We start from the raw sequence: 25112 nt of genomic DNA, 5'->3' as shown, positions 1-25112 counted from the left end.
GCGGATTGCCGCTGCCCGTGCCACGGTCGGCGCTGTGACCACGAGCGTCGAGGTGCCGGAGTCGATGCGGTGCAGCGTGCTGCGCACCGCCGGAGAGCTGGAGGTGCAGGAGCGGCCGGTGCCCCGGCCGGGGCACCGGGAGGTGCTGGTCCGGATCGCCGCCGTCGGCACCTGCGGCTCCGACGTGCACTACTTCCGGCACGGCCGGATCGGCGGTTTCGTGGTGCGCGATCCGCTGGTGCTGGGACACGAACCGGCCGGCCGGATCGTCGCGGTCGGCACCGGGGTGGACGCCGCGCGGATCGGGCAGCGGGTGTCGCTGGAGCCGGGCGTGCCGTGCCGGCGCTGCCGGTACTGCCACACCGGCGCCTACAACCTGTGCCCGGACATGGCGTTCTTCGCGACGCCGCCGGTGGACGGCGCGTTCGCCGAGTACGTCGCGATCGCCGACGACTTCGCGCATCCGGTGCCCGATCACGTCTCCGACGACGCCGCCGCCCTGCTGGAGCCGTTGTCGGTGGCGCTGTGGGCGCACCGCCGCGCCGGGACCGGGCCCGGGTCGCGGGTGCTGGTCGCCGGAGCCGGCCCGATCGGGCTGCTCGTCGCCCGGGCCGCCGCGGTGCAGGGTGCGACCGAGGTGCTGGTCAGCGACCCGGACGCCGGACGGCGCGCGCTCGCCGGATCGTTCGCGGCGACCGCGGTGCTCGATCCGGCCGCCGACGACGCGGCCGGGGCCGGCGTCGACGTGTTCGTCGACTGCTCGGGGGTGGCCCCGGCGGTGCTCGGCGGGCTGGCCGCGGTCCGGCCGGGCGGGACGGCGGTGCTGGTCGGGATGGGCGCCGACGAGATGACGCTGCCGGTGTCCGCGCTGCAGTCCCGCGAGATCACCCTGACCGGCACGTTCCGCTACGCGAACACCTGGCCGGCCGCGGTCGCGCTGGCCCCGTCGGTGGACCTGGACCGGCTGGTGACCGGGCACGTCGACCTGGACCACGTCGGCGACGCGCTGGACCCCGATCCGGCGCAGGTCAAGGTGATGGTCCGGCCCTGACGTACGTGTGCGGCCCGGCGCCACCCCCCGGTGATGCCGGACCGCACACGGTGCGACCGGGTCCCCCACCCGGTCGTGGATCATCGGACGGATCAGGGCTGCGCCCGGCGCAGCACCAGGTATCCGCCGACCACCGACAGCGCCGCGAGGATCAGCGGGTAGCCGGCGAGGAGCAGGATCGTGGGCGTCTCCACGAAGAACGTCCCGAACGAGCGCCACGCGTTCTGCCAGGTGATGTACATGACGACCGCGGCCACGACGGCGAGCATCCCGACGCAGACCGCCCACACCCCGGTCTGGCCCCAGCGCCGGAACACCGCACCGATCGCGAGGAAGAGGAACGAGATCGCCACCAGCGGCACCCAGTAGGCGAGCACCTGCAGGAGCAGGTTGGACTGCGCCATGAAGCCCATCTCGAAGAACTGGACCTGTAGCCCCCAGCCGCCGGTCCAGCGTTCGACGTGCAGCAACAGGGTCAGGACCACCGCGCTGAACAGCGTCTCGGCGGCCACCAGCAGCGAGGTGCCGAGGTAGAAGTGCCGCCGGGTGATGCCCAGGCTGAGCGCGAACGGCATCACCTGGGTCATCAGCGCCAGGTAGGTGCTGGCCACGATGAAGTAGAACGACGACAGCGCGCCGGTGAAGCCGCTCGCCTCCTCTCCGACGTTGGCCCGGATCACCCACCAGATCGCCTGGTGGATCACGAAGACCGCGGCGAAGATCAGCCAGGCCCCGCCCACCCGGTCCCGGACGGCGACGGTGCTGAGCCGGGCTGCGGCGAGCACCCGGTCGGCGCCGGAGAACGCCGGCTGCGACGTCGGCTCTGCGGTGGCGGCGGTCATGACAGGACCTCCCGGTCGAGGCGGACTCCGGAGTTCTGCTGGGTGGTCCGGACGACGAGCTGCTGCAGCGAGACCGGCTCGAACGACAGGTTCGGCTCGGAGCTCGCCGGGCGGGCGCCGGACAGGGTGACCCGCAGGAACCCGCCGAGCTGCTCACGGTGCAGCTCCACGTGGTCGCGGGCGAACCGCTCGACCGTCTCGACCGGCCCGGTGACGACGATCGCGCGTCCGCGCAGCGCCTCGGCCTCCTCGTCGATCAGCACCCGGCCCTTGTCGATCAGCACCACGTGCTCGATCAGGTCGGACACCTCGTCGATCAGGTGCGTGGAGAGCACGACGGTGCGCGGGTGCTCGGCGAAGTCGGCGAGCAGGTGGTCGTAGAACATCTGCCGGGCGACCGCGTCGAGGCCCAGGTACGGCTCGTCGAAGAAGGTCAGCGGCGCCCGCGAGGCGAGTCCGATGATCACCCCGACCACCGAGTGCTGGCCGCGGGAGAGCTTCTTGCAGGCCCGGTTCAGCGGCAGGCCGAACTCCTCGACCAGCCGGTCGGCGAACGCCTGGTCCCAGTGCGGGTAGACGTGCGAGGCGGCGGTGAGCACGTGCTGGCCCTTGTAGTCGTCCGGGTACTTCAGCGACTCCCGGATGAAGCAGGTGCGGGCCAGCGCCCGTGCGTTCTCGTAGGGCTGCTCGCCGAAGATCTCGGCGGTGCCCGACGTCGCGAAGTTCTGCGCGGTGAGGATCTGCATCGCGGTGGTCTTGCCGGCGCCGTTGCGGCCCAGCAGCCCGTGGATGCGGTTCTCCTGCAGGGTGAAGCTGACGTCGTCCAGCGCAGTCACGTCGCTGTAGCGCTTCGTGACGCCGTGCATCGCGGCGGCGATCACGCTCATCGGTCGTCCCCCCAGACGTCGATCATCTTCTTGAGCTGCTCCGCGTCGATCCCGATCTTGCGGGCCTCGATCACCAGCGGAGCGATGTACTGCCGGGCGAAGTCCTCCCGGCGGCTCTCCAGCAGCCGGGTCCGCGCCCCCTCGGCGACGAACATCCCGATCCCCCGTCTCTTGTAGAGGACACCCTCGCTGACGAGCTGGTTGAGCCCCTTGGCAGCGGTCGCCGGATTGATCCGGTGGAACGCTGCCAGCTCGTTGCTGGACGGGACCTGGGTCTCCTCCGGGTAGGTCCCGTCCACCACCGCGGAGGCGATCTCCTCCGCGATCTGCACGAACAGCGGGCGACCGTCGTCGTTCACGGCGACCTCCCGGTGTTGTAGTGCGGTGGTTCATTAGTCATGTAATGAACCATAGAGCCGATGAACCCGGCCGTCCAGTCCGGCTTCTATTTCTGTTCTGACTTATATAAGCTGCAACTGCATGTGTTCGACGCGCCGGCCGCGCGGCTCCTCGCCGCAGCGGCTCGACGTACTCGGCACCGGACCGGCCCGCGACCGCAGGAGGGAACCCGGATGAACGACCTGCTCGACGCCCACGAGATCCACCGGCGAGCGCGCGACGGCGGTCCCGGCGAGGCCGTGGCCCGCCCGCCGGAGCAGCTCTGCGTCCTGCCGGGCGACCGGTGAGCGCCGCGCCCGGCCCGGCCGGGGAGGTCCGCCGCGGGCCCGACGGCCGGGACCGGCTGGTGTTCCGGCGCACCTTCCCGGACCCGGTCGCCGAGGTGTGGTCGGCGATCACCGATCCGGTGCGGTGCGCCCGCTGGTTCGGCACCTGGACCGGCGACGCCCGGCTCGGCGGCACCGTCGCACTGAGCCTGACCAGCGACGAGGACGGCGGCGGGCCGCCCGCCGAGACGCTGGTCACCGAGTGCGATCCGCCGCACCGGCTGGCGGTGCGGGTCGCCGAGGACGACGGGCCCGGGTGGGAGCTGTCGGTGTCGCTGGAACCCGGCGCCGGCAGCGGCAGTGATGCCGGCACCGTGCTGCACTTCGAGCAGGTGCTGCCCGACTCGTTCAGCCCGGCCGACGCCGGGCCGGGCTGGCACTGGTACCTGGACCGGCTGGCCGCCGTGCTGGCCGGCGGGCCGATGCCGGACTGGGCGGCGACCCTGGCCGCGACGGCGCAGCACTACCCGCGCTGAGCCGTCGGGACGGCCCCGCGGAACCGCAACCCGGTCGCCGGGACCCGCCGGAATCCTGAACACTGGCGGCACCCGGGGGCGGCGAGACCGTCCCGCGCCACCGGAGCGCCCACGGGGTGGAACGACGGGGGCCCGATGAGCGACACCGAACCGGCCTGGCGCAGTGCCGTCGAGCTGACCGCCGACCTGGCCGCGGGCCGGGTCTCGGCCGTCGAGCTGACCGACGCGGCGATCGCCCGGATCGAGCGGCACGACCGGACGCTCAACGCGGTGTGCGTGCCGGACCTCGACCGGGCGCGCGACGCCGCCCGCGCCGCCGACGCCGCACTCGCCCGCGGCGAACGGCGGCCGCTGCTCGGCGTGCCGATGACCGTGAAGGAGTCGTTCCACATGGCCGGGCTGCCCTCCACCTGGGGCATCCCGGGCCACGAGAAGGCCGTCCCGGACACCGACGCACTGGCGGTGCAGCGGGTACGGGCCGCCGGCGCCGTCGTCCTGGGCGCCACGAACGTGCCACTGCACCTGGGCGACCTGCAGAGCTTCAACGACGTCTACGGCACCACCGGCAACCCGTGGGACCCGGACCGCACGCCGGGCGGATCGTCGGGCGGGTCGGCCGCCGCGCTGGCCGCGGGCTACGGGGCGCTGTCGCTCGGCTCGGACATCGGCGGATCGCTGCGCAACCCGGCGCACAGCTGCGGCGTGTACGCGCACAAGCCGTCGCTCGGCCTGCTGCCGCTGCGTGGGCACACGCCGCCGGGGCTGCCGGTGCTGCCCGCCGAGCACGATCTCGCGGTGATCGGGCCGATGGCGCGCACCGCCGCGGACCTCGCCCTGCTGCTCGACGTGCTCGCCGGGCCGGACGAGCTCACGCACGGCATCGCCTACCGGCTCACCCTCCCGCCGGCCCGGCACACCGAGCTCCGCCACCACCGCGTCCTGGTCCTCGACGGGCATCCGCTGCTGCCCTGCTCGGCGGACGTGCGGGCCGCGATCGACGCGTTCGCCGAGGCGCTGTCCGGGGCCGGGGCCACGGTGCTGCGCGACAGCCCGCTGCTGCCCGACCAGGCCGGGGCGGCCCGGGTGTACATGCGGCTGCTGGAGTCCGGCCTCGCCGCGGGGTACCCGCCGGACGCCTACGAGCGGGCCCGCGCCAGGGCCGCCGAGCTCGCCGACGACGACCGCGGCCTGGCCGCCGAGCGCGTCCGCGGCGCCGTGCTCGGCCACCGCGACCGGGTCGCGGCCGAGCAGCACCGGGCCGGCGTCCAGCAGAGCTGGCGGAAGCTGTTCGCCGAGGTCGACGTCGTGATCGCGCCGGTCGCGCCGACCACCGCGCACCCGCACGACCACAGTTCCCCGGCCGGGCGGCTGATCACCGTCGACGGCGCCGGGTACCCCTACTTCGATCAGCTCGCGCTGGCCGGCGTCGCCACCCTGCCGGGCCTGCCGGCGACCGCGCTGCCCGTCGGCCCGGCCGCCGACGGGCTGCCGGTCGGGGTGCAGGCGATCGGCCCGATGTACGGCGACCGCACCACCCTCGCCTTCGCCGAGCTCGTCGAACGGGAGTTCGGCGGGTTCCGCCGGCCGCCCCTGGGCTGCTGAGTTCACACCCCGTCACCCCGGTTCGCACCCGCCGCGACCGGTGCGAACCGGGGCGACGGGGTGCGATCAGCCCGTGCTGACGGCGCCGCGCGGCGCCGGCCGCATCGCCACGGCGAGCAGCAGGCAGCCGGCCGCCAGCAGCACCCCGTGCGCGATCCGCAGCGCCGGCGGCCCGAAGAACTGCGGCAGGTACCCCACCAGCGCGACGGCGAGCAGCACGGCCCCCGGTCCCCCCGGCCCGCCGCGGCGCACCGCCACCGCCACCGCGATCCCGGCGGCGGCCACCGCCAGCAGCCCGGCCAGGAACGTCGCGGCCGCGTACGGGCCCAGCCGGATGCCCTCGGCGAGCGCCGCGGCCTGCGCCTCGCCGACACCGGAGCCCGGCAGGCCGATCCGCTCCAGCGCGTAGGCCTCCGCGCCGTAGTACGGCAGCACGAGTGCCGCACCCGCCCCGGCCGCCAGCAGCGCCACCCAGCCGGCGCGCTCCCCCGGCGTGCCGCGCAGCCGGGCCCACACCGCGGCGAGCCCCGGCACCAGCAGCGCGAACCCGACCACCCCCAGCAGGTGCGACGGCACCCACAGCGGCTGCGCCCACACCTGCGGTCCGTCGGTCCACGGTCGCAGCGCCGGATACGCGGCGAACGCCACCCCCGCGCCGCCGAGCGCCGCGAGCCCCCATCCCGTCCGGTCCATCCCGAGCCCCCTCGTCGTAGTGACGAGAGCAACGCTCTCACCACGGAGCATAAGGCGCAAGAGCATTGCTCTTCTTTCAGACCGTTGCTTCACGACAGGGGCGGTGGTCTAGGGTGCGGGGGTGAACGCCTCCCGCACCGCCCGCGAGCGCGCCCGGGCCGAGTTGGTCGCCGAGATCACCGCGGCCGCCCGCCGCCAGCTGGCCGACACCGGCGCCGCCGCCCTGTCGATGCGGGCGGTGTCCCGCGAGCTCGGCATGGTCTCCTCGGCGCTGCACCGCTACTTCCCGACCCGCGACGACCTGCTCACCGCGCTGATCGTGCAGAGCTACGACGCACTGGCCGACGCCGTGGAGGCCGCGGTCGACGGTGTGCCGGATCCGGTCGACCGCTGGCGCACGCTGGCCCGTGCGGTGCGCAGCTGGGCGCTCGCCAACCCGCACGAGTACGCGCTGATCTACGGCTCCCCGGTGCCCGGCTACCGGGCCCCGGCCGACACCGTCCCGGCCGCGGCCCGCGGCATCGCACCGCTGGGCAGGCTGCTCGCCGACGCGCACGCCGCCGGCCTGCTCACCGTCGACCCGACGCCGGTGCCGCCCGGCCCGGCCGACGACGCCGCGCGACTGCGCGCCGCACTGCACACCCCGGACCTGCCGGACGGGACGCTGCTCGCCGTGATCACCGCGTGGACCGGGCTGTTCGGGCACCTGTCGTTCGAGCTGTTCGGCCAGTTCGAGAATGTGTTGGAACACCGCGACACCGCGTTCGACGCGGCCGTCGAGCGGCTGGGCCGGGTCGTCGGGCTGCACATCTGACGGTCCGCCCCGGCTCAGCCGCCGGACCGGAACCGGTCGGGCAGCCGGTCCCACAGCCGGTCCCAGCGCTCCCACCAGGCCGCGAAGCCGCCCTGCTCGGCCCGCACCACCAGGGCCAGTGCGGCCACCGCCACCAGGACGGCCAGCAGCAGGTCCCCGAACGGCCCGAGCCCGCCGCGGCCGGTGCCCATCGACGCCGCCGCGGTGCCGACCGGCGGCAGCCAGGACCGGGTCCCGGTGACGACCAGGAAGGTCAGCGCCGCGATCAGCGCGGCGCCCTCGCTACGGAACAGCGGCCGGGCGAACACCGAGCCGACCGCCGCACCGGTGATCCCGCAGGCCAGGTGGGCGAGCATCCCGTCGAGCAGGCCGCCGGTGGTGGCCGTGCCCCAGGCCGCGACCACACCCCACACGACGGCGACCAGGCCGAGCGCCGCGATCCCGGCGGCCGCGGCGAGCAGCACGCCCGCCGCCACCGGGAGCGGCCCGCCCGCGGCAGACAGGGTGACAGTCCGCGCGACGTCGTCCTCGGACTCGGCGAGTGCGTGCGCGAACCAGGCCCCCACCGGGTAGAGCAGCAGCGCGCTCGCCGCCCACGGCTCGGGCAGCGGGCCGGCGTCACCGGCGAACAGGAACGCGACCACGCCGACGTAGAGCACCGCCGGGGCGATGAACCGCTCCGAACGGGCCAGATCCTCGCCGAGCAGCATCGCCACCGCGACGGCCGACCGGGCCCGCCTCACCACTGCGGCTCCACCGGTCCGCGGGGGCGGCGCGGCGCCTCCGGTGCCGCGGGCTCCCGGGGCGGGCCGTCCGGCACCGACGGGCGGGGCTGGCCGTCAGCCGGCGGGTTGTCCTCGCGGGGCGGACGGGCCGGGCCGTCCGCCGTCGACGGGTCGCCGGGCCCTGCCGACGCCGGGTTCTCCCGGCGGACCGGCCGGACCGACCGCACCGCACAGCCCGCGGCCAGCGCGGCCATCAGCCAGGCGTCGCTCTCGGGGGCGGGCACCCGCACGGTCAGCCGCCCCGGCGCCGCCGCCTCCACCCGGGCGGGCGGCAGGCTCTCCAGCACCGGCCGGGGGTCCCCGGCGCAGGCCAGGTCGAGCCGCATCACCGAACCGGGCGGCGGCGCCGTCCGCAGCGGCACCGAGTCCGGATCGGAGGCGGCCGCCAGCCGGCCGTGCCGCAGCCGGTGCAGGCGGGCGCCGGCGAACCCGGCGGCGGTGCCGGTGCGGTCGGTGAGCAGCAGGCCGCCGGACCGCTCGGCCAGCAGCCGGGTCAGCACGTCGGCGGCGTCGTCGTCCAGCCCGGACCAAGGCTCGTCGAGCACCAGGACGTCCGGGTCACAGGCCAGCGCCTGCACCAGGCCGATCTTCTGGGCGTCGGACCGGGACAGCTCGGCCATCGGCTCGTCGTCGGCGCCGGCGTAGCCGAACTCCTCGAGCAGCTCGTCGGCGCGGTCACCGGCGTCGTCCGGGTCGATCCCGCGGATCCGGGCCAAGTGGTCGAGCCAGCGCCGGGGCGGCAGCTTCATCCGGGCCGGGAAGCGGTCGGGCAGGAACCCGACGACGTCGGGCCGGTCCTCGATCTCGCCCGCGGTCGGGACGATCGCGCCCGCTGCGACCCGCAGCAGGGTGGTCTTGCCGGCGCCGTCCGGCCCGCGCAGCACCGTCGGCGCGGCCGGATCCACGACCAGATCGACGCCGCGCAGCGCGACGATGCCGGACGCGTGGGTGTGGTGGATGCCGACGAGGCGCACGACCACCTCCACCTGTCCGTCCGTCAGCTGGCTGCCGATCAGGTTCGCACAGCGGCGATCACCGCCGTCGGCCGGTAGCACACCGGCACGCCCCGTGGTGGGACCGGCACGCGACGCGTTCGTGATCACCCGTCCGCCGCAGTGACCGGGGTGTTCAGCGCGCGGCGGGCGCGTCCTTCTCCTGCACCCCGCCGCGCGCCCGGCGCTGCTGGACCTTCCGCCAGATCAGCCAGGCCAGCACCAGGGCGCCGAGTACCGCGACGATCTTGCTCAACGGCGACATGTAGCCCTCGACGACCTCCCAGCGCTCCCCGAGCGCGAACCCGAGATAGACGAAGAGCGCGTTCCAGACAGAGCTGCCGAGGGTGGACAGCGCGACGAACCGCAGCAGCGGCATCCCGGCGATCCCGGCCGGGATGGAGATGAGGCTCCGCACGATCGGGATGCAGCGGCCGCACAGCACGAACCAGTTGCCGTAGCGCTCGAACAGGTCGAGGCCCTTCTCCAGGTCCTTCTGGCTGGAGAGGATGAACCAGCGGTTCCCGGCCAGCCGGTGCACCCGGTCGAAGCCCAGCATCGCGCCGAGCGCGTAGAGCACGAGCGCCCCCGCGACGGCCCCCATCGTGGCCGCCGCCCAGACCGCGACCGGGTCCATCGCGCCGGTGGACGCACGGAAGCCGCCCAACGGGAGGATGACCTCCGACGGGATCGGCGGGACGACGTTCTCCAGGAAGATCAGCAATCCGATCCCGGCCGCCCCGAGCCGGTCCACGATGTCGAACACCCATTGCGTCACACACACCATGGTGCACGTGACGGGAAATCGGCGGGCGGGCCGGGGCACGGAAAGGCCCCGCCCGCGCTGTGCGCGGACGGGGCCCGTGGCGTACGGATCAGGCGGCCGCGGTGGCCGACTCCCCCTTCGCGGCCCGGTCCCGCAGCGACTGCGGGACGTCGAACCGGTCGCCGTAGCGCTCCTTGAGCTCGTCGGCACGGGCGACGAAACCGGCCGGGCCACCGGGGTAGCCCTCGATGTACTGCAGCACCCCACCGGTCCACGGCGGGAAGCCGATGCCGAAGATCGAGCCGATGTTGGCGTCGGCGACGGTCTCCAGCACGCCCTCGTCGACGCAGCGCACCGTCTCGATCGACTCGATGAACAGCATCCGCTCGCTGAGCTCGTGCAGGTCGACGTCGTGGTTCGTCGCGCCGAACTGCTCGCGCAGGCCGGGCCACAGGCCGGTCCGCTTGCCGTCGGTGTAGGAGTAGAAGCCGGCGCCGCCGCTCTTGCCCTTGCGGTCGAACTCGTCGACCATCCGGTCGATCACCGCGTCGGCCGGGTGCGGCGTCCAGGTGCCGCCCGCGGCCTCGACGCCCTTGCGGGTCTCCTCGCGGATCTTGCGCGGCAGGGTGAGGGTCAGCTCGTCCATCAGCTGCAGCACCGGAGCCGGGTAGCCGGCCTGCGCCGACGCCTGCTCGATGGTCTGCGGGTCGATGCCCTCGGCCAGCATCGCGACGCCCTCGTTGATGAAGGTGCCGATCACCCGGCTGGTGAAGAAGCCGCGCGAGTCGTTGACCACGATCGGCGTCTTCTTGATGCCCAGGGTCAGGTCGAACGCCTTGGCCAGCGCCTCGTCGTTGGTCCGCTCGCCCTTGATGATCTCGACCAGCGGCATCTTGTCGACCGGCGAGAAGAAGTGCAGGCCGATGAAGTCGTCCGGCCGCTCCACCCCGGAGGCCAGCTCGGTGATCGGCAGGGTGGAGGTGTTGGAGCACAGCAGCGCGTCCGGGTTCACCACCTTGACCGCCTCTGCGAACACCTCCTGCTTGAGCGCGACGGACTCGAAGACCGCCTCGATCACCACGTCGGCGCCGGCGAGATCGGCGTAGTCGTCGGTCGGGGTGATCCGGGCGAGCAGCGCGTCACCCTTCTCCTGCGTGGTCTTCCCGCGGGCGACGCCCTTCTCGACCAGGTTCTCCGAGTACGCCTTGCCCTTCGCCGCGGCCTCGGCCGAGACGTCCTTGAGCACGACCTCCCAGCCGGCGAGCGCGCAGACGTAGGCGATCCCGGCGCCCATCATCCCGGCGCCGAGCACGGCGACCTTGGTGGGCTGCCACTTCTCGGGTGCGTCCGGGCGGGACTTGCCGCCGTTGATCGCGTTGAGGTCGAAGAAGAACGCCTTGGTCATGTTCTTCGAGACCTGGCCGGTCACCAGCTCGGTGAAGTAGCGGCCCTCGATCCGCAGCGCGGTGTCGAAGTCGACCTGGCTGCCCTCGACGGCGGCGGCCAGGATGTTGCGCGGCGCCGGCATCGGCGCGCCCTTGAGCTGCTTGCGCAGGTTCGCCGGGAACGCCGGGAGGATCGACGCCAGCGACGGTGTCGACGGCGTGCCGCCGGGGATCTTGTACTTCGGTTGGTCCCAGGGCTGCTTGGCCTCCGGGTTGGCCTTCACCCAGTCCTTCGCCCTCGCCACGACCTCGTCCGGGGTGGCCGCCAGCTCGTCGACGATCCCCAGCTCCAGGGCCTTCGCGGGCTTGAGCCGCTGGCCCTGCGCGAGGACGTTCATGAAGCCGTTGGCGATGCCCAGCATCCGGGTGACGCGGGTGACGCCGCCGCCGCCGGGCAGCAGGCCCAGGGTGACCTCGGGCAGGCCGTAGAGCACGCCCTTCGCGTCGATCCCGACCCGGTGGTGGGCGGCCAGGCCGATCTCCAGCCCGCCGCCGAGCGCGGTGCCCGCCATCGCCGCGGCGACCGGGCGGCCGAAGGTCTCCAGCCTGCGCAGCTGGTTCTTCACCTCGGTGACCATCTCGAAGACCTGCGGGGCGTCGTCGGCCCCGGCGGCCGAGAGCTGCTCCAGGTCGCCACCGGCGAAGAAGGTCTTCTTCGCCGAGGTGATGACGACGCCGACGATGTCGTCCTTCGCCGCCACGATCTCGTCGACGACCTGGCCCATCGCCTCGCGGTAGCGGTCGTTCATGGTGTTGGCGCTGCGGCCCGGGTCATCGAGGGTGATGACCGCGATCCCGTCCGCGTCGGTCTCCCAGCGGACGGCCTCCTCGTTGCTCACAGTGGTTTCCTTCCGAGGCTCACGCGAACTGTGCTGATGGTTCGGCACGCCGGCCTCACAGCCGCTCGACGATGGTGGCGATGCCCATGCCGCCGCCGACGCACAGCGTGGCGAGGCCCCGGCGCAGGTCGCGGCGCTCCAGCTCGTCGACCAGCGTGCCGAGGATCATCGCCCCGGTGGCGCCGAGCGGGTGGCCCATCGCGATGGCACCGCCGTTGACGTTGGTCTGCTCGTGCGAGATGCCCATGTCGCGCATGTAGCGCAGGGCGACCGCGGCGAACGCCTCATTGATCTCGAACAGGTCGATGTCGTCGACCGTGAGACCGGCCTTGGCGAGCGCCTTGCGGGACGCCGGCGCCGGGCCGGTCAGCATGATCGTCGGGTCGGCGCCGGACAGCGCGGTGGCGACGATCCGGGCCCGCGGGGTGAGGCCGTTCGCCTTCCCGGCGGCCTCGGTGCCGATCAGGGTGAGCGCGGCGCCGTCGACGATGCCGGACGAGTTGCCGGCGTGGTGCACGTGGTCGATCTTCTCGACCCAGTGGTACTGCTGCAGCGCGACGGCGTCGAACCCGCCGTCGCGGCCCATCATCTCGAACGACGGCTTGAGCCCGCCGAGCGTCTCGACGGTCGCGCCGGCCCGGATGTGCTCGTCGCGGTCCAGCACGGTCAGGCCGTTGCGGTCCTTGACCGGGACGACGGAGCCGGCGAACCGGCCGTCGGCCCAGGCCTTCGCGGCGCGGGTCTGGGACTCGACGGCGAACGCGTCGACGTCCTCGCGCGAGAAGCCCTCCAGGGTGGCGATCAGGTCGGCGCCGATGCCCTGCGGCACGAAGCCGGTCTCGTACGCGGTGTCCGGGTCCATCGCCCAGGCCCCGCCGTCGGAGCCCATCGGCACCCGGCTCATCGCCTCGACGCCGCCGGCGATGACCATCTCCTCCATGCCGGAGCGCACCTTCTGCGCGGCCGTGTTCACCGCCTCCAGGCCGGACGCGCAGAACCGGTTGAGCTGGACGCCGGCGACGGTGTCCGGGAGGCCGGCGGCGATGGCGGCGGTCTTGGCGATGTCGCCGCCCTGGTCGCCGATCGGCGAGACGACGCCGAGCACCAGGTCGTCGACGACGGCCGGGTCCAGCTCGGGATTGCGCCTGCGCAGCTCGTCGACCAGGCCGACCACCAGGGAGATCGGCTTGACCTCGTGCAGCGAGCCGGACGCCTTGCCCCGGCCGCGCGGTGTGCGGATCGCGTCGTAGATGTAGGCCTCGGGGATCTCGCTCATCCGAACCTCTCGTGGGTGGTCGGTAGGCGTGACGCGTGGGGCGCCATCGCTCCTACTTGCTGGTAGCTTTTGCTACAGCAGCACTGTCACATGGTCAATACGCCCGACCGAGGATGTGACAGCAACGATGTCACACCAGCGGTGTCACACCAAGAATGTCACATCATCACTGTCACGTTCGAGGTCCGGGCCGTAACCTGCTCGCCATGTCCGCTCCGGCAACACCCGACCTGCTCACCGTCGACCAGCTGGCCGAGCGGACCGGGGTCTCGGTGCGCACGATCCGGTTCTACGCCGGCAAGGGCCTGCTCCCGGCGCCGCGGCTGCGCGGCCGCACCGGTCTGTACGACGCCGGGCACCGGGCCCGCCTCGAGCTGATCAGCGAGCTGACCGGGCTCGGCTTCACGCTGGCCGCGATCGAGCGGCAGCTGGAACGGCTCCCGCACGACGCCGGCCCCGAGGAGCTCGCGCTGCAGCGGGCCCTGCTCACCCCGTGGATCCCGGAGCACGGCGAGGACCTGACCCGCGCCGATCTCGACCGCCGAGCCGGCCGCCCGCTCACCGACGACGACGTCGACACCCTGGTGACCCTCGGCGCGCTCGTCCGGCACGACGACGGCCGGGTCCGGGTGCACGGCGCCACCGCGCTCGCCACCGCGCTCGCCGCGCTGGACTCCGGGCTCCCGCCGGAGATGTGGCAGCGCGCGCAGGCCGCGATCGAGAAGCACACCTCCGCGCTCGCCGAGGACCTCATGGCGCTGTTCCAGGACGAGGTGCTGCAGCCCTACCGGGACCGCGGCCGGCCCGCCGACGAGCGGAGCAGGCTGGCCGCGGCGCTGTCCCGGCTCAAGCCGATCACCGTGCAGGGGGTGGTCACCACGTTCGGCCGCGCGGTGAACCGGACGATCCGGGAGCGGATGGGCGGCACACCGCAGGACGGGTGAGCCGCGCCGGCCGGTCGTAGCATCACCGCATGGCGACCTTCGAGTTCCCGGTGCGGGTGCGCTACCACGAGGTGGACGCCCAGGGTGTGGTGTTCAACGCCTGGTACCTGGCCTGGTTCGACGAGGCGATGACCGAGTTCCTGGAGCACCGGGAGCTGACCTACCGGGCGATGCTCGACGCCGGATACGACGTCCAGCTGGTGCACACCGAGCTGGACTGGCGGGCCGGGGTCGGCTGGGGCGAGGACGTCGTGGTCGCGGTGTCCACCGCCCGGATCGGCCGGACCAGCTTCGCGCTGGACTTCGAGGTGCGGGCGCTCGACGACGCCGGGAACCGGGTCGTCACCTGCGACTGCCGCACCGTGTACGTGGTCATCGCGGTCGACGGCTCGGGCAAGCAGGAGGTACCGCCGCTGATCCGCAACGCGCTCGGCGAGGAGCGGCCGCTGCGCGGCGCGTGAGGCCGCCGGTCACGCCCCGCGGATCCGGCCCCGCACCTCACCCAGCGAGAGCCGTCCCCCGTCGCGGGCCGGCGCGGTCGCGGTGAGCACGATCTCGTCGTCGTCGGCCAGCCAGCAGCGCTGCGCGCCGCCGGGCAGGGCGACCGGGTCCCGGCCGTTCCAGGCGAGCTCCAGCATCGAGCCGAACTGTCCGCGGTCCGGGCCGGAGACCGTCCCGGAGCCGAGCAGGTCGCCCGCGCGCAGGCCCGCCCCGTTGGACGTCAGGTGGGCCACCAGCTGCTCCGGCGACCAGTACAGGTCGGCCGCGGGCGGGGTGGAGATCCGCTGCCCGTTCAGGTGCACGGCCAGCTCGACGTCCAGTCCCAGCGCCGGCGACGACGGCGTGAGATAGGGCAGCGGCTCCGGATCGTGCGGCGGCACCGGGACCCGGGCGGCGGCGAGCTCGTCGAGCGGGGTCACCCAGGCCGAGATCGAGGTGGCGAACGACTTGCCCAGGTGCGGGCCGAGGGGGCGGGTCTCGAAGCCCTGGACGTCGCGGGCCGACCAGTCGTTGAGCAGCACCACCCCGAACACGTGCTCCGCGGCGTCGTCCACCGCGACCGGCCCGGGCGCCGGGCCGCCGAGCACGAACCCGAGCTCGGCCTCCAGGTCGAGCCGGCGGGTCGGGCCGAAGTCGCCCGCCGCGCGCTGCCCGGCGGGCCGGACGACCGGGGTCCCGCTGACCCGGACCGTGCCGGCCCGGCCGTGGTAGCCGACGGGCAGGTGCCGCCAGTTCGGGGCGAGCGGCTCGGCGTCCGGCCGGAAGATCAGCCCGGCGTTGCGGGCGTGCTGCTCGCAGGCGTAGAAGTCGACGTAGTCGGCGACCGAGAAGGGCAGCAGCGGCACCAGTCCCTCGGCCGGGAGCCGGTGCGCGAACGCCCGCTCGTGGTCCTGGCGCCATCCGCGTAGCCAGCCGACGATCTCGCGCCACACCCGGGCGTCCGCCGCCAGAAGCCGGTCCAGGTTCGGCGCGGTGAGCAGCTCGGGGTGCGGGCCGCGCTGCGCGGTGGCGAGCGATCCGACGTCGAGCAGGCCGCCGTCGGGCAGCGGGCAGGCGATCCGGGAGCTGCCCGGACGACCCGCGCCGGCGACGACGCCCAGCGCGAGGCCGGGTGGCGGCTCGGTCGGCGGCTCGGTCGGCGGCTCGGTCGGCGGCTCGGTAGGCGGCACGGTCACAGCCGACGACCGTACGCGAGACCGTTTCGCAACGGTGCCGGCCCGCGGCACGACCTGCGGACAGGTGACTCAGAAGTAACACGTGATTCATCGGGGTTCGGGCGAGACAGCCGATGGGAACGCATGCCAGAGTCGCGATCTGAGCATCCGTCGGCGGACGTCGTCGACGACGACCGGAAGTAGGTATGTATGACACAACAGGTACGTGGCGTCGTGGCCCGCGCCAAGGGCGAGCCGGTCACCATCGAGACGATCAACGTCCCCGATCCCGGCCCGGGCGAGGCCGTGGTGAAGGTCCAGGCCTGCGGGGTCTGCCACACCGACCTGCACTACCGCGAGGGCGGTATCAACGACGAGTTCCCGTTCCTGCTCGGCCACGAGGCCGCCGGGATCGTCGAGTCGGTCGGCGCGGGCGTCGTCGACCTGGAGCCCGGCGACTACGTGGTGCTGAACTGGCGGGCCGTGTGCGGGGTGTGCCGGGCCTGTAAGAAGGGCAAGCCGCATCTCTGTTTCGACACCCACAACGCCACCCAGAAGATGACCCTGGAGGACGGCACCGAGCTGTCCCCGGCGCTGGGCATCGGCGCGTTCATCGAGAAGACCCTGGTCGCGGCCGGGCAGTGCACGAAGGTGAACCCGGAGGCGCCGGCCAAGGTCGCCGGCCTGCTCGGCTGCGGCGTGATGGCCGGGCTGGGCGCCGCCGTCAACACCGGGCAGATCGGCCGCGGCGACTCGATCGCGGTGATCGGCTGCGGCGGGGTCGGGGACGCCGCCATCGCCGGCGCCAAGCTCGCCGGCGCCACCACGATCATCGCCGTCGACACCGACCCGCGGAAGCTGGCCTGGGCGCAGGAGTTCGGCGCCACGCACACGGTGAACGCCAAGGAGACCGACCCGGTCGAGTTCATCCAGAGCGTCACCGACGGCAACGGCGCCGACGTCGTCATCGAGGCGGTCGGCCGCCCGGAGACCTACAAGCAGGCGTTCTACGCCCGCGACCTGGCCGGCACCGTCGTCCTGGTCGGGGTGCCTACACCGGACCTGCAGGCCCCGGAGATCCCGCTGATCGACTACTTCGGTCGCGGCGGCGCGCTCAAGTCGTCCTGGTACGGCGACTGCCTGCCCAGCCGGGACTTCCCGACCTACGTGGACCTGTACCTGCAGGGGCGGTTCCCGCTCGACAAGTTCGTGACCGAGGAGATCGGGATCGACGGCGTCGAGAAGGCGTTCGAGAAGATGCACTCGGGCGACGTGCTGCGTTCGGTGGTGGTCCTCTGATGGCCGCCCTCGACTCCGCGATCGGCCACGTCGTCACCTCCGGGACGTTCAACCTCGACGGCGGCAGCTTCGACGTCGACAACAACGTCTGGATCGTCGGTGACGACTCCGAGGTCTTCGTGATCGACGCCGCGCACGACGCCGACGCGATCGCGGCGGCCGTCGGCGACCGCCGGGTCAAGGCGATCGTGTGCACGCACGCGCACGACGACCACGTGAACCAGGCCCCGGCGCTGGCCGACCGGTTCTCGGCGCCGATCCTGCTCAACCCGGCCGAGCACGTCCTGTGGGACATGACCTGGCCGGACCGCAAGCCGGACGAGGAGCTGGCCGACGGCCAGGTGCTGTCCGCCGGCGGGATCGACCTGCGGGTGCTGCAGACCCCGGGGCACTCCCCCGGCTCGTCCTGCCTCTACGCCCCGGAGCTGGGCGTCGTCTTCACCGGCGACACGCTGTTCCAGGGCGGGCCGGGCGCGACCGGGCGGTCGTACTCGAGCTTCGACACGATCATCGAGTCCATCCGGACGACGCTGCTGACGCTGCCCGGCGACACCCAGGTCCGGACCGGGCACGGCGACTCGACGGAGATCGGCGACGAGGCCCCGCACCTGGAGGAATGGATCCGCAACGGATCCTGACCGGCTCCTGACCCGGCGCCACCCCGCCGAGATGCGCCCCGGTGCGAATTGTGGATCTCCACAGGACACGGGTGCGCATCTCGGCGCGCGATCTCAGCCGGACCGGCGCCGGACCAGCGGCGTGACGCCCAGCAGCAGCGCGGCCGCCGCACCGAACGCGGCGACGAAGCCGAACGGCTCGGCGATCGCGCCCAGCCCGGCCGCGCCGAGGCCGGTGCCGGCGTCGTAGGCGATGTTCCAGGCCGCGCTGGCCTGGCCGTAGTACAGCGGCCCGGCGGCCGCGAACAGCGCGACCAGCGAGTCGTTCTGCACGATCCCGAAGCCGATCCCGACCGCGGTCGCGCCGGCGACCAGCAGCAGCGGGGCGAGCGGCGCGGCCAGCACCCCGAGCATCCCGGCGCCGGCGACCAGGGTGCCGGCCGGCAGCAGCGCGCCGGGCCGTCCGCTGCGGTCGGTGCGGGCACCGGCGAAGCCGCGGCCGAGCAGCGCCCCGAGCGCGGTCGCGAACAGCGCGGCGGGGACGGCCGCCGGCGCGCCGGGGACGGCGAGCGGTGCGAAGGTGATCACCCCGCCCTGCGCGGTGGAGCAGGCCAGCATCGCCAGCACCGGGGCGGCGGGCAGCCGGTGCCGCGGGGCCCGCGGATGCCCGGTGAGCCCGCGGGACGCGGCGGGCCGGGCCGGCGCCCGGTCGGCGAGCCGCCCGCGCCGGGGCCCGCGGACGAACGCGACGACGAGTGCCCCGGCCACCGGCGCGATCCCGGCCGCCAGCAACACGCCGGTGAACCCGGTCAGGTCGACCACGGCGACCCCGGCCGGCAGCAGGGCCAACTGCGGCACGCCGATCGCGTAGCCGTACCGGGCCGACGCCCGGCCGTGCGCGGACGGCTCGACGAGCTCGGCGACCAGCGCGCTGCCGGCGACCGTCGCCATGCCGAACCCGACGCCGCGCACCGCGGAGATCGCCAACACCGGCGCGAGGTCCGCGGACAGCGCCAGCAGCGGGGTCGGCAGGCCGAGCAGCAGCGAACCGGTGACCAGCACGGCGCGGTGCCCGATCCGGCGCAGCATCGCCGGGACGAGCAGCTGGGTGCCGACGGTGACCGCCATCAGGACACCGGTGGTGAGCCCGGCGCCGAACGCCCCGGAGCCGCCGCGGGACACCCACAGCGGCACCACCGGCAGCAGCAGCGCGTAGCCGCCGAAGGCGAGCGCGGTCGCGGCCAGCAGCAACAGGAACGAGGGCGCGGACAGGGAGCGGGGCACGCCCCACCCTCGCAAGCCGCGATCAGCCCCTCGGCAGCGCCTGCTCCACCAGCGGGAGGATGCCGTCCAGCGCGGCGGGCAGGCTCAGCACGGTCTGCCAGGCGAACGCCAGCTCGGTGGCCCCCTCCAGGAAGACGGTGCGCCCCTCGCGGGACGCGGCCAGCCGGGACGCCAGCGGATCGGCCTCCACGGTGGCCCGCCCGCCCGGGGTGAAGGACAGCTGGTCCCACACCAGCAGGTCGTGGTCCAGCTCGTCGGTCTGCTCGAAGCTGAGGTCGGTGTAGAAGTTGTCCCCGGCCAGCTCGTCGAACCGGGCAGGCACGACGAACCCGAGCTCGGTGAAGAACTGCGAGCGCAGGTCGGTGGAGGCGAACACGCCGAGCTCGTCGGCGGAGCGGGTGGCGACGACGACCTCCCGGCCCTGCCACTGCGGATTGGCCTCGCGGGCCGCGGCGAACCGGGACTGCACCCCGGCGACGAGCTGCTCGGCCTGCTCGGAGCGGCCCAGCGCGCGCCCGACGAGCCGGGTCGTCTCGTGCCAGGGGACCCCGTAGTCGGCGAACCGTGCGGGGGCGGCGACGGTCGGCGCGATCGCGCTGACCAGGTCGTAGCTGCCCTGGTCGAGGTCGGAGTAGATGCCGATCACCAGGTCCGGCGCGACGGCGGCGATCTTCTCCGGGTCCGGCGTCTGCATGTTCAGGATCTGCGGCTGCGAGCCGGTCAGCCGGGCGGCCTCGTCGGCCCAGGGCTGGATCGCGTCGTCCTCCGCGCCGTACCAGTAGCGGATGCCGGCGACCGGCACGCCGAGCGCCAGCACCGCGTCGTGGTCGCTGTAGCCGATGGTCACGACCCGCTGCGGGGGGCGCTCGATCGTCGCCGTCCCGAACCGGTGCTCGAGGGTGACCGGGAATCCCGGGGCCGCCGCGGGGTCGGCGCCGCCGCCGGGGCCCTCGTCCCGGCCGCACCCGGCGAGCACCAGCCCGCCCGCCGCGACCAGTGATCCGACCAGCAGCCGACGCCGCGTGATGTCCATGTCCGCCTCCGTTCCGCGGCGGAATGGTAGATCGACTCCTCAGGTTTGCCTAGCCTTGCTCACCATCGGGGAGCCAGGAGCCGTGGAACCCGGACGGGACGCCGCGCGGCAGCGTCACCCGGGCCACCGGGGCGGCGGCGGGCTCCCGGGCGTCGAGCACCAGCAGCTCGGACGCCCGGCCGTCCCGGGTGGTGGTGACCGAGAGCAGCCAGCCGTCGTCCTCGGCGCGGTCCGCGCCGGCGGCCGGCACGAACACCGCCTCGCCGGCGACGACGTCCGAGCCGAGCTCGTGCGCGACCAGCTCGTCCCGGTGCCGGTCGTGCCGGAGCACGGCGGAGTACCGGGAGCCGGGCGGACCGGTGTCCGCGACGGCGTAGGTGTAGCGGTTCGGCCGGCCGACCACGGCGTCGTCGACGGTCGGGAACTCCAGGCCCGTCCCGGACAGCGCGGTCTCGATGACCGAGCCGGTCGCCGGGTCGAGCGTCCACCGGTGCAGGGTCGCCGTTCCGGTGGCGGCCGCCGACGCGGCGGGCCCGGCCGGGCCGTCACCGAGCGAGGGCCACATGACGGCGACGTCCGCCGGGGCGTAGCGGGCGCCGTCGACGACGATCCGGCCGGCGGTGTCGGTGTGCGCGTTGCCGACGTGGAACACGAAGCACGGGTCGATCCCGAACCAGCGGACCTCGCCGGGCCGGTCCAGCGGCATGACGCCCAGCCGCGCACCGTAGCCGTCGTCCCACCGGTAGGGCATGGCACCAACGAGCGCGTCCGCCATCCGGAACGTCATCGGCAGGTCGAGGAACACCGCGTGCCGGTCGGTGATCGCGAAGTCGTGCATCATCGTCGGCCCGGCGACGGCGACCTCGGCACTGGCGACCAGCTCGCCCGCCGCGGAGATCCGGTGGTAGGTCAGGTACGGCGGGACGAACCCGTAGCCGAAGCAGTGCAGGTCCCCGGTCACCGGATCGGTCTTGGGGTGCGCCGTCATCGCAGTGTGCAACCGCCCGCCGAAGTCGACCGCGCCGACCGTGTCCAGCTCCGGCGTCACCTCGTAGGGCAGCCCGGCCTCGACCAGCGCGAGGATCCGGCCCGCGTGCGGCACGACGTGCGTGTTCGCGGGCACCGCGGCCAGGTCGGGCGCGCCGCCAGGGGTGAGGTGCGGGCGCCCGTCGAGCAGCCGGGTGCGCACCCACCGGTTGCGGTACCACTCGGCGCGCCCCGCCCGGAGCCGGATGCCGTGCAGCATCCCGTGCCCGGCGAACCAGTGCCCCGGATCCTCGCCCGGCAGCGGATTGGGGCCGTTGCGCAGGTAGCGGCCGTCCAGCTCGGGCGGCAGCGCCCCGGTGACGGGCAGGTCGTGCACGGTGATCTCGTCCGGGACCGGGGCGAAGTGGCCCTGCAGGTACTCCGGGAGTCGGTCGGTCGTCGTCATGCCGACGAGCATCAGGGTTCCGAACCTGACATGTCAATACTGACATGTCGTTCTCGGTAGGTAAACTTCCCGGTGTGTCGCTCCCGCACGCCCTGCTCGGACTGCTCGCCCTGCGCCCGGCCACCGGCTACGACCTGGCCCGGGTGTTCGACACCGATCTCGGCCGCTACGCCTGGCAGGCCGGGCACACCAGCGTCTATCCCGAGCTCGGCAAGCTCGCCGCGCAGGGGCTCGCCGAGGTGACCGAGGAGGGCGCGCGCGGCGCGAAGACCTACACCCTGACCGACGACGGGCGCGCCGAGCTGCGTCGCTGGATGCTCGCCCCGCCGCAGCAGGGCAAGGTCCGCAACGAGCCGGTGCTGCGGATGTTCCTGATCGCCGCGCTCCCCCGCGACGACGCGCTGGCCGTGCTCGACCGGACCGCCGAGGACGCCGAACGTTCCCTCGCGGTTCTGCGCGCGGTCCGCGCCGAGCACCCCGACGACGCCCCCATGCTCGGCGAGGACGGCATGGGGCAGCTCGCCGCCGAGTTCGGCGTCCGGCAGTACGAGACGGTCCGCGACTGGGCCCGGTGGGCCGCGGAGCGGCTGCGCGCCGAGGCGTGAGAGTAGCTTTCGACCCCGCCCGGGCGACGGTCTCGCGTGCCACGCACCCAACCCGGTCGTGTCACCGGCCCCGCGACGAACCCCGGTCCGGTCAGCGCGCCCGCGGCGACCGGGAGAGCGCCACCGGCCCGGCCGGTCGCCGGCGCCCGGCCTGCGGCACCCGCGGATCGGCCAGCCGGTAGAGCCGGGAGGCGGTGCCCCCGAGCAGCGCCTCCAGCACCTCGTCGTCCAGCTCGGGATAGCGCCCGCGCAGCGAGTCCGGGTAACGGAAGGTCATCAGGTCCCGGATCAGCCGGGCCGGCCGCACCAGCGGATAGCCGCTGCCGAACATCAGGCGGTCCGGCCCGTAGGCGGCGAGCAGCTCGCCGAGCGCCTCGGCGGCCGGTTCCGGGTCGCGGCGCAGCGCGATCAGCAGGTCGGTGAGCAGCACGTAGACGTTCGGCAGCCGGGCCAGCCGGGTGAGTGCCGCGGTCGGCGCGGCGGCCGCGCCCAGCACGAACCGGACCCGGGGCAGCGCCGCGGCCAGCTCCCGTACCTCGGCGACGTCGACCGCGCCGGCCGGCAGCGGGCCCGGCGTCCGGGCCCGGACCGGCAGCGCCGACCCGGCGCGGACCGGCTCCGCCCAGGACGGCCAGCGCGGGCGCGGCACCGCCTCCCCGGCCTCGACGACGCCGGCGTGCGCCCACTGCGGGGCGGCGGCCGGCGGCCGCGCGGTCGGCGCCACCCCGATGTGGACGACGCCCGCCCCGGCCTGCTCCGCCCGGATCAGCGTCCGGCGCAGCCAGGAAGCGCGCAGCGAGACCGCGGTCTCCGGCCGCCGCGACGGGAGCACCGTGAGCGCGCGCAGGCCGCCCCGGGTGACCTGGGCGCCGATGCCGCGGGCCCGCTCCCGGTCGGCCGGGTCGAGCTCGCCGGCCAGCACCAGTCGGCCGGGATGCTCCTCGGCGAGCTCGGCGTGCCAGGCCGGGGCGGCGAACCCGAGCACGAACAGGTCGTCGAAGGTCGCCGGGACCAGCACCGCCCGGTCCACCGCGGACAGCACGTGCGCGGCCAGCGCCTCCCGGGTGACCAGCCCGAACGCGTCCGCCGACAGCGGCCGCGGGGACGGGTCGACCATCCGGTGCCGGTGGTGCAGGTCGGCGACGAACTGCTCACCGGCCGGGCCCGCCTGGTTGTGCGGACGCCCGTCCCAGCCGTGGACCTGGGCGTCCACGACGAACGAGACGCCGGCACCCCCGCAACACCGGTCCACCAGATCCACCTCTCCACTCTCACGGACCGGCCCGGCACGCGCTCGGCGTGCCGGGCCGGGATTGCGATGTGCCGTCCGCGACTCAGCCGACGGAGGGGCCGAGACCCATCGACTGCGGGGTGCTCGAGTCCGGGCTGGGCTGCGGGATGCCTTCGTCGAGCTCACCGAACTCGGTCATCAGCGCCTTGTTCCAGGGCGTGACCTCCTCGGCCACCAGCGAGTTGGTGGTGAGGATCAGGCCGGCCACCGACGCGCCGTTCTGCAGGGCGGAACGGACCACCCGGAGCGGGTCGATGATCCCCATCTCGACCATGTTCCCGTAGCGGCCCTCGAGGGCGTCGAACCCGGAGTCGGCGTCCAGCGCGCCGACCTGCTTGACCACCTCGTCGCCGTCGTAGCCGGCGTTGGAGGCGATCAGGTGCACCGGCTCGGTGAGCGCATGCCGGACGATCTCGACGCCGATCCGGTAGTCCCCGGTCACGTCGAGCTCGTCCAGCGCGGGCTCGGCGTGCAGCAGCGCCGCGCCACCGCCCGCGACGATGCCCTCGGCGACGGCGGCCCGGGTGGCCTGCAGCGAGTCGTCGACCCGGTGCCGGATCTCGCGGGCCTCGGCGTTGGTCGGCGCGCCGACCGAGATGATCGCGGCCTTGCCGGAGAGCCGGGCGATCCGGTCCGAGAAGAAGTCCTCGTCGGTGCCGATGGTCGCCCTGGCGAGCTCGGCGCGCAGCTGGGAGAGCCGGTACTCCAGCTTCTGCTTGTCCCCGTGCCCGCCGATGATGGTGGTGTTCTCGCTGGTCACCCGGATCTGGGTGGCCCGGCCGAGGTGGGTGACGTCGATCTGCTCCAGGGAGAACGACGAACTCTTCGAGTGCACCTGGCCGCCGCACAGCGCGGCCATGTCCTCCAGCAGGTGGATGCGCTTCTCGCCGAAGCCGGGCGCCTTGATCGCGACGGCCTGGAAGTGCCCGTTGACGTGGTTGTGCACCAGCATCTGCAGGGCGGTGCCCTCGACCGTCTCGGCGATCACGACGAGCGGGCGCCGCTCGTTGCGCATGATCCGGTCCAGGACCGGCATGATCTCCTGGACGTCCTTGATCCGGCCGGCCGAGAACAGGATGTACGGGTCGTCGACGACCGCCTCGAGCGTGCCCGGGTTGGTCACCATGTAGGGCGAGACGTAGCCGTTGTCGAACTCGAAGTCCTCGACGAAGTCGACCGAGACGCCGGGCACCGGGTTGTCGTCCACGGTCACCACGCCGTCGTCGCCGACGGTGTGCAGCGCCTTGGCGACGACGGTGCCGATCGACCAGTCGTCGTTGGCCGAGATGGCGGCGACGCGGGCGTAGTCCTCCTCGGTGCCCACCGGGTGCGACACCGTCTGCAGCCGGTCCACCAGCGCGCCGACCGCGATGTCGATGCCGCGCTTGACCAGCACCGGGTTGCCGCCGCGCTCGATGGCGAGCATGCCCTCCCGGACGATGGCCTGGGCCAGCACGGTGGCGGTGGTGGTGCCATCGCCGACGGTGTCGTTGGTCTTGACCGCGGCTTCCTTGACCAGCTGGGCGCCCATGTTCTCGAACGGGTCGCGCAGGTGGATCTCACGGGCGATCGTCACGCCGTCGTTCGTGACCTCGGGCGAACCCGTGATCTTCTCCAGGATGACGTTGCGGCCCTTGGGGCCGAGCGTGCTCTTGACGGCTTCGGCCAGCTGGTCGACACCGGCCTGCAGCAGGTGCCGGCCCTCGGCGCCGAAGCGGAGTTCCTTGGCCATGGTGGGAGTCCTCCCGGAGGGATGAGT

At 73.8% G+C, this 25112-nt stretch carries 25 protein-coding genes; 10 read left to right on the top strand and 15 right to left on the bottom strand.

The annotated features are described in order from the left end of the window. The first annotated feature begins 34 nt into the window (after nucleotides 1–34). Nucleotides 35–1051, top strand: a complete 1017-nt coding sequence (locus ABZ881_RS21550) for an NAD(P)-dependent alcohol dehydrogenase (RefSeq protein WP_358487072.1) — start codon at nucleotides 35–37, stop codon at nucleotides 1049–1051. Between the two features lie 92 nt (nucleotides 1052–1143). Here the strand turns inward: ABZ881_RS21550 and ABZ881_RS21545 are convergent, their stop codons facing one another. From ABZ881_RS21545 to ABZ881_RS21535, 3 genes are read right to left on the bottom strand one after another with little or no spacing between them, the layout of a single operon-like run. Further along, nucleotides 1144–1893, bottom strand: coding sequence for a hypothetical protein (locus ABZ881_RS21545; RefSeq protein WP_358487070.1), 750 nt, complete (start codon nucleotides 1891–1893; stop codon nucleotides 1144–1146). After that, nucleotides 1890–2780 carry an ABC transporter ATP-binding protein gene (locus ABZ881_RS21540; RefSeq protein WP_344018240.1) on the bottom strand — a complete coding sequence of 297 codons (891 nt, stop codon included), beginning with the start codon at nucleotides 2778–2780 and terminating at the stop codon, nucleotides 1890–1892. The genes ABZ881_RS21545 and ABZ881_RS21540 overlap by 4 nt, the downstream gene beginning before the upstream one ends. Further along, nucleotides 2777–3139: a GntR family transcriptional regulator gene (locus ABZ881_RS21535; RefSeq protein ID WP_344018243.1), complete on the bottom strand. Its 363-nt coding sequence runs from the start codon at nucleotides 3137–3139 to the stop codon at nucleotides 2777–2779. Before ABZ881_RS21535 ends, ABZ881_RS21540 begins: the two co-directional genes overlap by 4 nt. Before the next feature lie 60 nt (nucleotides 3140–3199). On the opposite strand from ABZ881_RS21535, the gene ABZ881_RS21530 reads away from it, so the two are divergent. The 3 genes from ABZ881_RS21530 to ABZ881_RS21520 all read left to right on the top strand — a co-directional run bounded on the left by ABZ881_RS21530 (nucleotide 3200) and on the right by ABZ881_RS21520 (nucleotide 5583). Then, nucleotides 3200–3466, top strand: coding sequence for a hypothetical protein (locus tag ABZ881_RS21530; protein WP_358487067.1), 267 nt, complete (start codon nucleotides 3200–3202; stop codon nucleotides 3464–3466). Further along, a complete protein-coding gene (locus ABZ881_RS21525; RefSeq protein ID WP_344018245.1) occupies nucleotides 3463–3981 on the top strand; it encodes an SRPBCC family protein in 519 nt (172 codons plus the stop codon). The genes ABZ881_RS21530 and ABZ881_RS21525 overlap by 4 nt, the downstream gene beginning before the upstream one ends. Before the next feature lie 135 nt (nucleotides 3982–4116). Continuing rightward, nucleotides 4117–5583, top strand: coding sequence for an amidase (locus tag ABZ881_RS21520; protein ID WP_358487064.1), 1467 nt, complete (start codon nucleotides 4117–4119; stop codon nucleotides 5581–5583). A gap of 66 nt (nucleotides 5584–5649) precedes the next feature. Here the strand turns inward: ABZ881_RS21520 and ABZ881_RS21515 are convergent, their stop codons facing one another. Next, the gene (locus ABZ881_RS21515; protein ID WP_358487062.1) at nucleotides 5650–6276 is read right to left on the bottom strand and encodes a hypothetical protein; all 627 of its coding nucleotides are present in this window, start codon (nucleotides 6274–6276) and stop codon (nucleotides 5650–5652) included. Nucleotides 6277–6397: 121 nt separating this feature from the next. Here ABZ881_RS21515 and ABZ881_RS21510 point away from each other — a divergent pair, with 121 nt between their 5' ends. Next, nucleotides 6398–7090, top strand: a complete 693-nt coding sequence (locus ABZ881_RS21510) for a TetR/AcrR family transcriptional regulator (RefSeq protein ID WP_358487060.1) — start codon at nucleotides 6398–6400, stop codon at nucleotides 7088–7090. Nucleotides 7091–7104: 14 nt separating this feature from the next. Here the strand turns inward: ABZ881_RS21510 and ABZ881_RS21505 are convergent, their stop codons facing one another. The 5 genes from ABZ881_RS21505 to ABZ881_RS21485 all read right to left on the bottom strand — a co-directional run bounded on the left by ABZ881_RS21505 (nucleotide 7105) and on the right by ABZ881_RS21485 (nucleotide 13193). Then, nucleotides 7105–7836: a hypothetical protein gene (locus ABZ881_RS21505; RefSeq protein WP_358487058.1), complete on the bottom strand. Its 732-nt coding sequence runs from the start codon at nucleotides 7834–7836 to the stop codon at nucleotides 7105–7107. Then, nucleotides 7830–8849: an ATP-binding cassette domain-containing protein gene (locus ABZ881_RS21500; protein WP_358487056.1), complete on the bottom strand. Its 1020-nt coding sequence runs from the start codon at nucleotides 8847–8849 to the stop codon at nucleotides 7830–7832. Before ABZ881_RS21500 ends, ABZ881_RS21505 begins: the two co-directional genes overlap by 7 nt. A 154-nt stretch (nucleotides 8850–9003) precedes the next feature. Beyond that, nucleotides 9004–9645, bottom strand: a complete 642-nt coding sequence (locus tag ABZ881_RS21495) for a DedA family protein (protein WP_358487053.1) — start codon at nucleotides 9643–9645, stop codon at nucleotides 9004–9006. Nucleotides 9646–9742: 97 nt separating this feature from the next. Then, nucleotides 9743–11917, bottom strand: a complete 2175-nt coding sequence (locus ABZ881_RS21490; protein WP_358487051.1) for a 3-hydroxyacyl-CoA dehydrogenase NAD-binding domain-containing protein — start codon at nucleotides 11915–11917, stop codon at nucleotides 9743–9745. 55 nt (nucleotides 11918–11972) lie between these two features. Further along, nucleotides 11973–13193: an acetyl-CoA C-acetyltransferase gene (locus tag ABZ881_RS21485; protein WP_358487049.1), complete on the bottom strand. Its 1221-nt coding sequence runs from the start codon at nucleotides 13191–13193 to the stop codon at nucleotides 11973–11975. Nucleotides 13194–13399: 206 nt separating this feature from the next. Here ABZ881_RS21485 and ABZ881_RS21480 point away from each other — a divergent pair, with 206 nt between their 5' ends. After that, nucleotides 13400–14137 carry a MerR family transcriptional regulator gene (locus tag ABZ881_RS21480; protein WP_358487047.1) on the top strand — a complete coding sequence of 246 codons (738 nt, stop codon included), beginning with the start codon at nucleotides 13400–13402 and terminating at the stop codon, nucleotides 14135–14137. A 29-nt stretch (nucleotides 14138–14166) separates the two neighbouring features. After that, complete coding sequence (locus ABZ881_RS21475) at nucleotides 14167–14598, top strand: thioesterase family protein (RefSeq protein ID WP_344018265.1); 432 nt, start codon at nucleotides 14167–14169, stop codon at nucleotides 14596–14598. 9 nt (nucleotides 14599–14607) lie between these two features. On the opposite strand, the gene ABZ881_RS21470 is transcribed toward ABZ881_RS21475, so the two are convergent. Beyond that, entirely contained in the window at nucleotides 14608–15813 is a 1206-nt protein-coding gene (locus tag ABZ881_RS21470; RefSeq protein ID WP_358487045.1) for a fumarylacetoacetate hydrolase family protein, read from the bottom strand. 189 nt (nucleotides 15814–16002) lie between these two features. Between ABZ881_RS21470 and ABZ881_RS21465 the strand changes: the two genes are divergently transcribed. Beyond that, nucleotides 16003–17091 (top strand): S-(hydroxymethyl)mycothiol dehydrogenase, encoded by a 1089-nt coding sequence (locus ABZ881_RS21465; RefSeq protein WP_344018270.1) that lies wholly within the window; start codon nucleotides 16003–16005, stop codon nucleotides 17089–17091. Further along, complete coding sequence (locus tag ABZ881_RS21460) at nucleotides 17091–17729, top strand: MBL fold metallo-hydrolase (RefSeq protein ID WP_358487041.1); 639 nt, start codon at nucleotides 17091–17093, stop codon at nucleotides 17727–17729. Before ABZ881_RS21465 ends, ABZ881_RS21460 begins: the two co-directional genes overlap by 1 nt. 93 nt (nucleotides 17730–17822) lie before the next feature. Here the strand turns inward: ABZ881_RS21460 and ABZ881_RS21455 are convergent, their stop codons facing one another. The 3 genes from ABZ881_RS21455 to ABZ881_RS21445 are packed head-to-tail and all read right to left on the bottom strand — an operon-like array spanning nucleotide 17823 to nucleotide 21457. Continuing rightward, nucleotides 17823–18992 carry an MFS transporter gene (locus ABZ881_RS21455; RefSeq protein WP_358487039.1) on the bottom strand — a complete coding sequence of 390 codons (1170 nt, stop codon included), beginning with the start codon at nucleotides 18990–18992 and terminating at the stop codon, nucleotides 17823–17825. A 22-nt stretch (nucleotides 18993–19014) separates the two neighbouring features. Next, the gene (locus ABZ881_RS21450; RefSeq protein WP_358487036.1) at nucleotides 19015–20025 is read right to left on the bottom strand and encodes an iron-siderophore ABC transporter substrate-binding protein; all 1011 of its coding nucleotides are present in this window, start codon (nucleotides 20023–20025) and stop codon (nucleotides 19015–19017) included. 49 nt (nucleotides 20026–20074) lie between these two features. Then, complete coding sequence (locus ABZ881_RS21445) at nucleotides 20075–21457, bottom strand: carotenoid oxygenase family protein (protein WP_358487034.1); 1383 nt, start codon at nucleotides 21455–21457, stop codon at nucleotides 20075–20077. Between the two features lie 74 nt (nucleotides 21458–21531). Here ABZ881_RS21445 and ABZ881_RS21440 point away from each other — a divergent pair, with 74 nt between their 5' ends. Then, nucleotides 21532–22062, top strand: a complete 531-nt coding sequence (locus ABZ881_RS21440) for a PadR family transcriptional regulator (protein WP_344018280.1) — start codon at nucleotides 21532–21534, stop codon at nucleotides 22060–22062. A gap of 91 nt (nucleotides 22063–22153) precedes the next feature. Here the strand turns inward: ABZ881_RS21440 and ABZ881_RS21435 are convergent, their stop codons facing one another. After that, nucleotides 22154–23314: an amidohydrolase family protein gene (locus ABZ881_RS21435; protein WP_358487032.1), complete on the bottom strand. Its 1161-nt coding sequence runs from the start codon at nucleotides 23312–23314 to the stop codon at nucleotides 22154–22156. Between the two features lie 82 nt (nucleotides 23315–23396). Next, entirely contained in the window at nucleotides 23397–25085 is a 1689-nt protein-coding gene (gene groL, locus ABZ881_RS21430) for a chaperonin GroEL (RefSeq protein ID WP_358487030.1), read from the bottom strand. Between the last annotated feature and the right edge of the window lie 27 nt (nucleotides 25086–25112).

It is taken from the genome of Pseudonocardia sp. NPDC046786 (assembly GCF_040645415.1).
In the GTDB taxonomy this organism is placed as follows: Bacteria; Actinomycetota; Actinomycetes; order Mycobacteriales; family Pseudonocardiaceae; genus Pseudonocardia; species Pseudonocardia kongjuensis.
Note: the sequence above shows the minus strand (reverse complement) of the source record. Positions and strands in the feature narration are given on the sequence as shown.

Excerpts from the sequence above, each read along its gene's own strand:
- ABZ881_RS21545 (WP_358487070.1), bottom strand. The coding sequence starts at position 1,893 with ATGACCGCCGCCACCGCAGAGCCGACGTCGCAGCCGGCGTTCTCCGGC.
- ABZ881_RS21540 (WP_344018240.1), bottom strand. The coding sequence starts at position 2,780 with ATGAGCGTGATCGCCGCCGCGATGCACGGCGTCACGAAGCGCTACAGC.
- ABZ881_RS21530 (WP_358487067.1), top strand. The coding sequence starts at position 3,200 with ATGAACCCGGCCGTCCAGTCCGGCTTCTATTTCTGTTCTGACTTATAT.
- ABZ881_RS21520 (WP_358487064.1), top strand. The coding sequence starts at position 4,117 with ATGAGCGACACCGAACCGGCCTGGCGCAGTGCCGTCGAGCTGACCGCC.
- ABZ881_RS21515 (WP_358487062.1), bottom strand. The coding sequence starts at position 6,276 with ATGGACCGGACGGGATGGGGGCTCGCGGCGCTCGGCGGCGCGGGGGTG.
- ABZ881_RS21485 (WP_358487049.1), bottom strand. The coding sequence starts at position 13,193 with ATGAGCGAGATCCCCGAGGCCTACATCTACGACGCGATCCGCACACCG.
- ABZ881_RS21480 (WP_358487047.1), top strand. The coding sequence starts at position 13,400 with ATGTCCGCTCCGGCAACACCCGACCTGCTCACCGTCGACCAGCTGGCC.
- ABZ881_RS21475 (WP_344018265.1), top strand. The coding sequence starts at position 14,167 with ATGGCGACCTTCGAGTTCCCGGTGCGGGTGCGCTACCACGAGGTGGAC.
- ABZ881_RS21465 (WP_344018270.1), top strand. The coding sequence starts at position 16,003 with ATGACACAACAGGTACGTGGCGTCGTGGCCCGCGCCAAGGGCGAGCCG.
- ABZ881_RS21460 (WP_358487041.1), top strand. The coding sequence starts at position 17,091 with ATGGCCGCCCTCGACTCCGCGATCGGCCACGTCGTCACCTCCGGGACG.
- ABZ881_RS21450 (WP_358487036.1), bottom strand. The coding sequence starts at position 20,025 with ATGGACATCACGCGGCGTCGGCTGCTGGTCGGATCACTGGTCGCGGCG.
- ABZ881_RS21445 (WP_358487034.1), bottom strand. The coding sequence starts at position 21,457 with ATGACGACGACCGACCGACTCCCGGAGTACCTGCAGGGCCACTTCGCC.
- groL (WP_358487030.1), bottom strand. The coding sequence starts at position 25,085 with ATGGCCAAGGAACTCCGCTTCGGCGCCGAGGGCCGGCACCTGCTGCAG.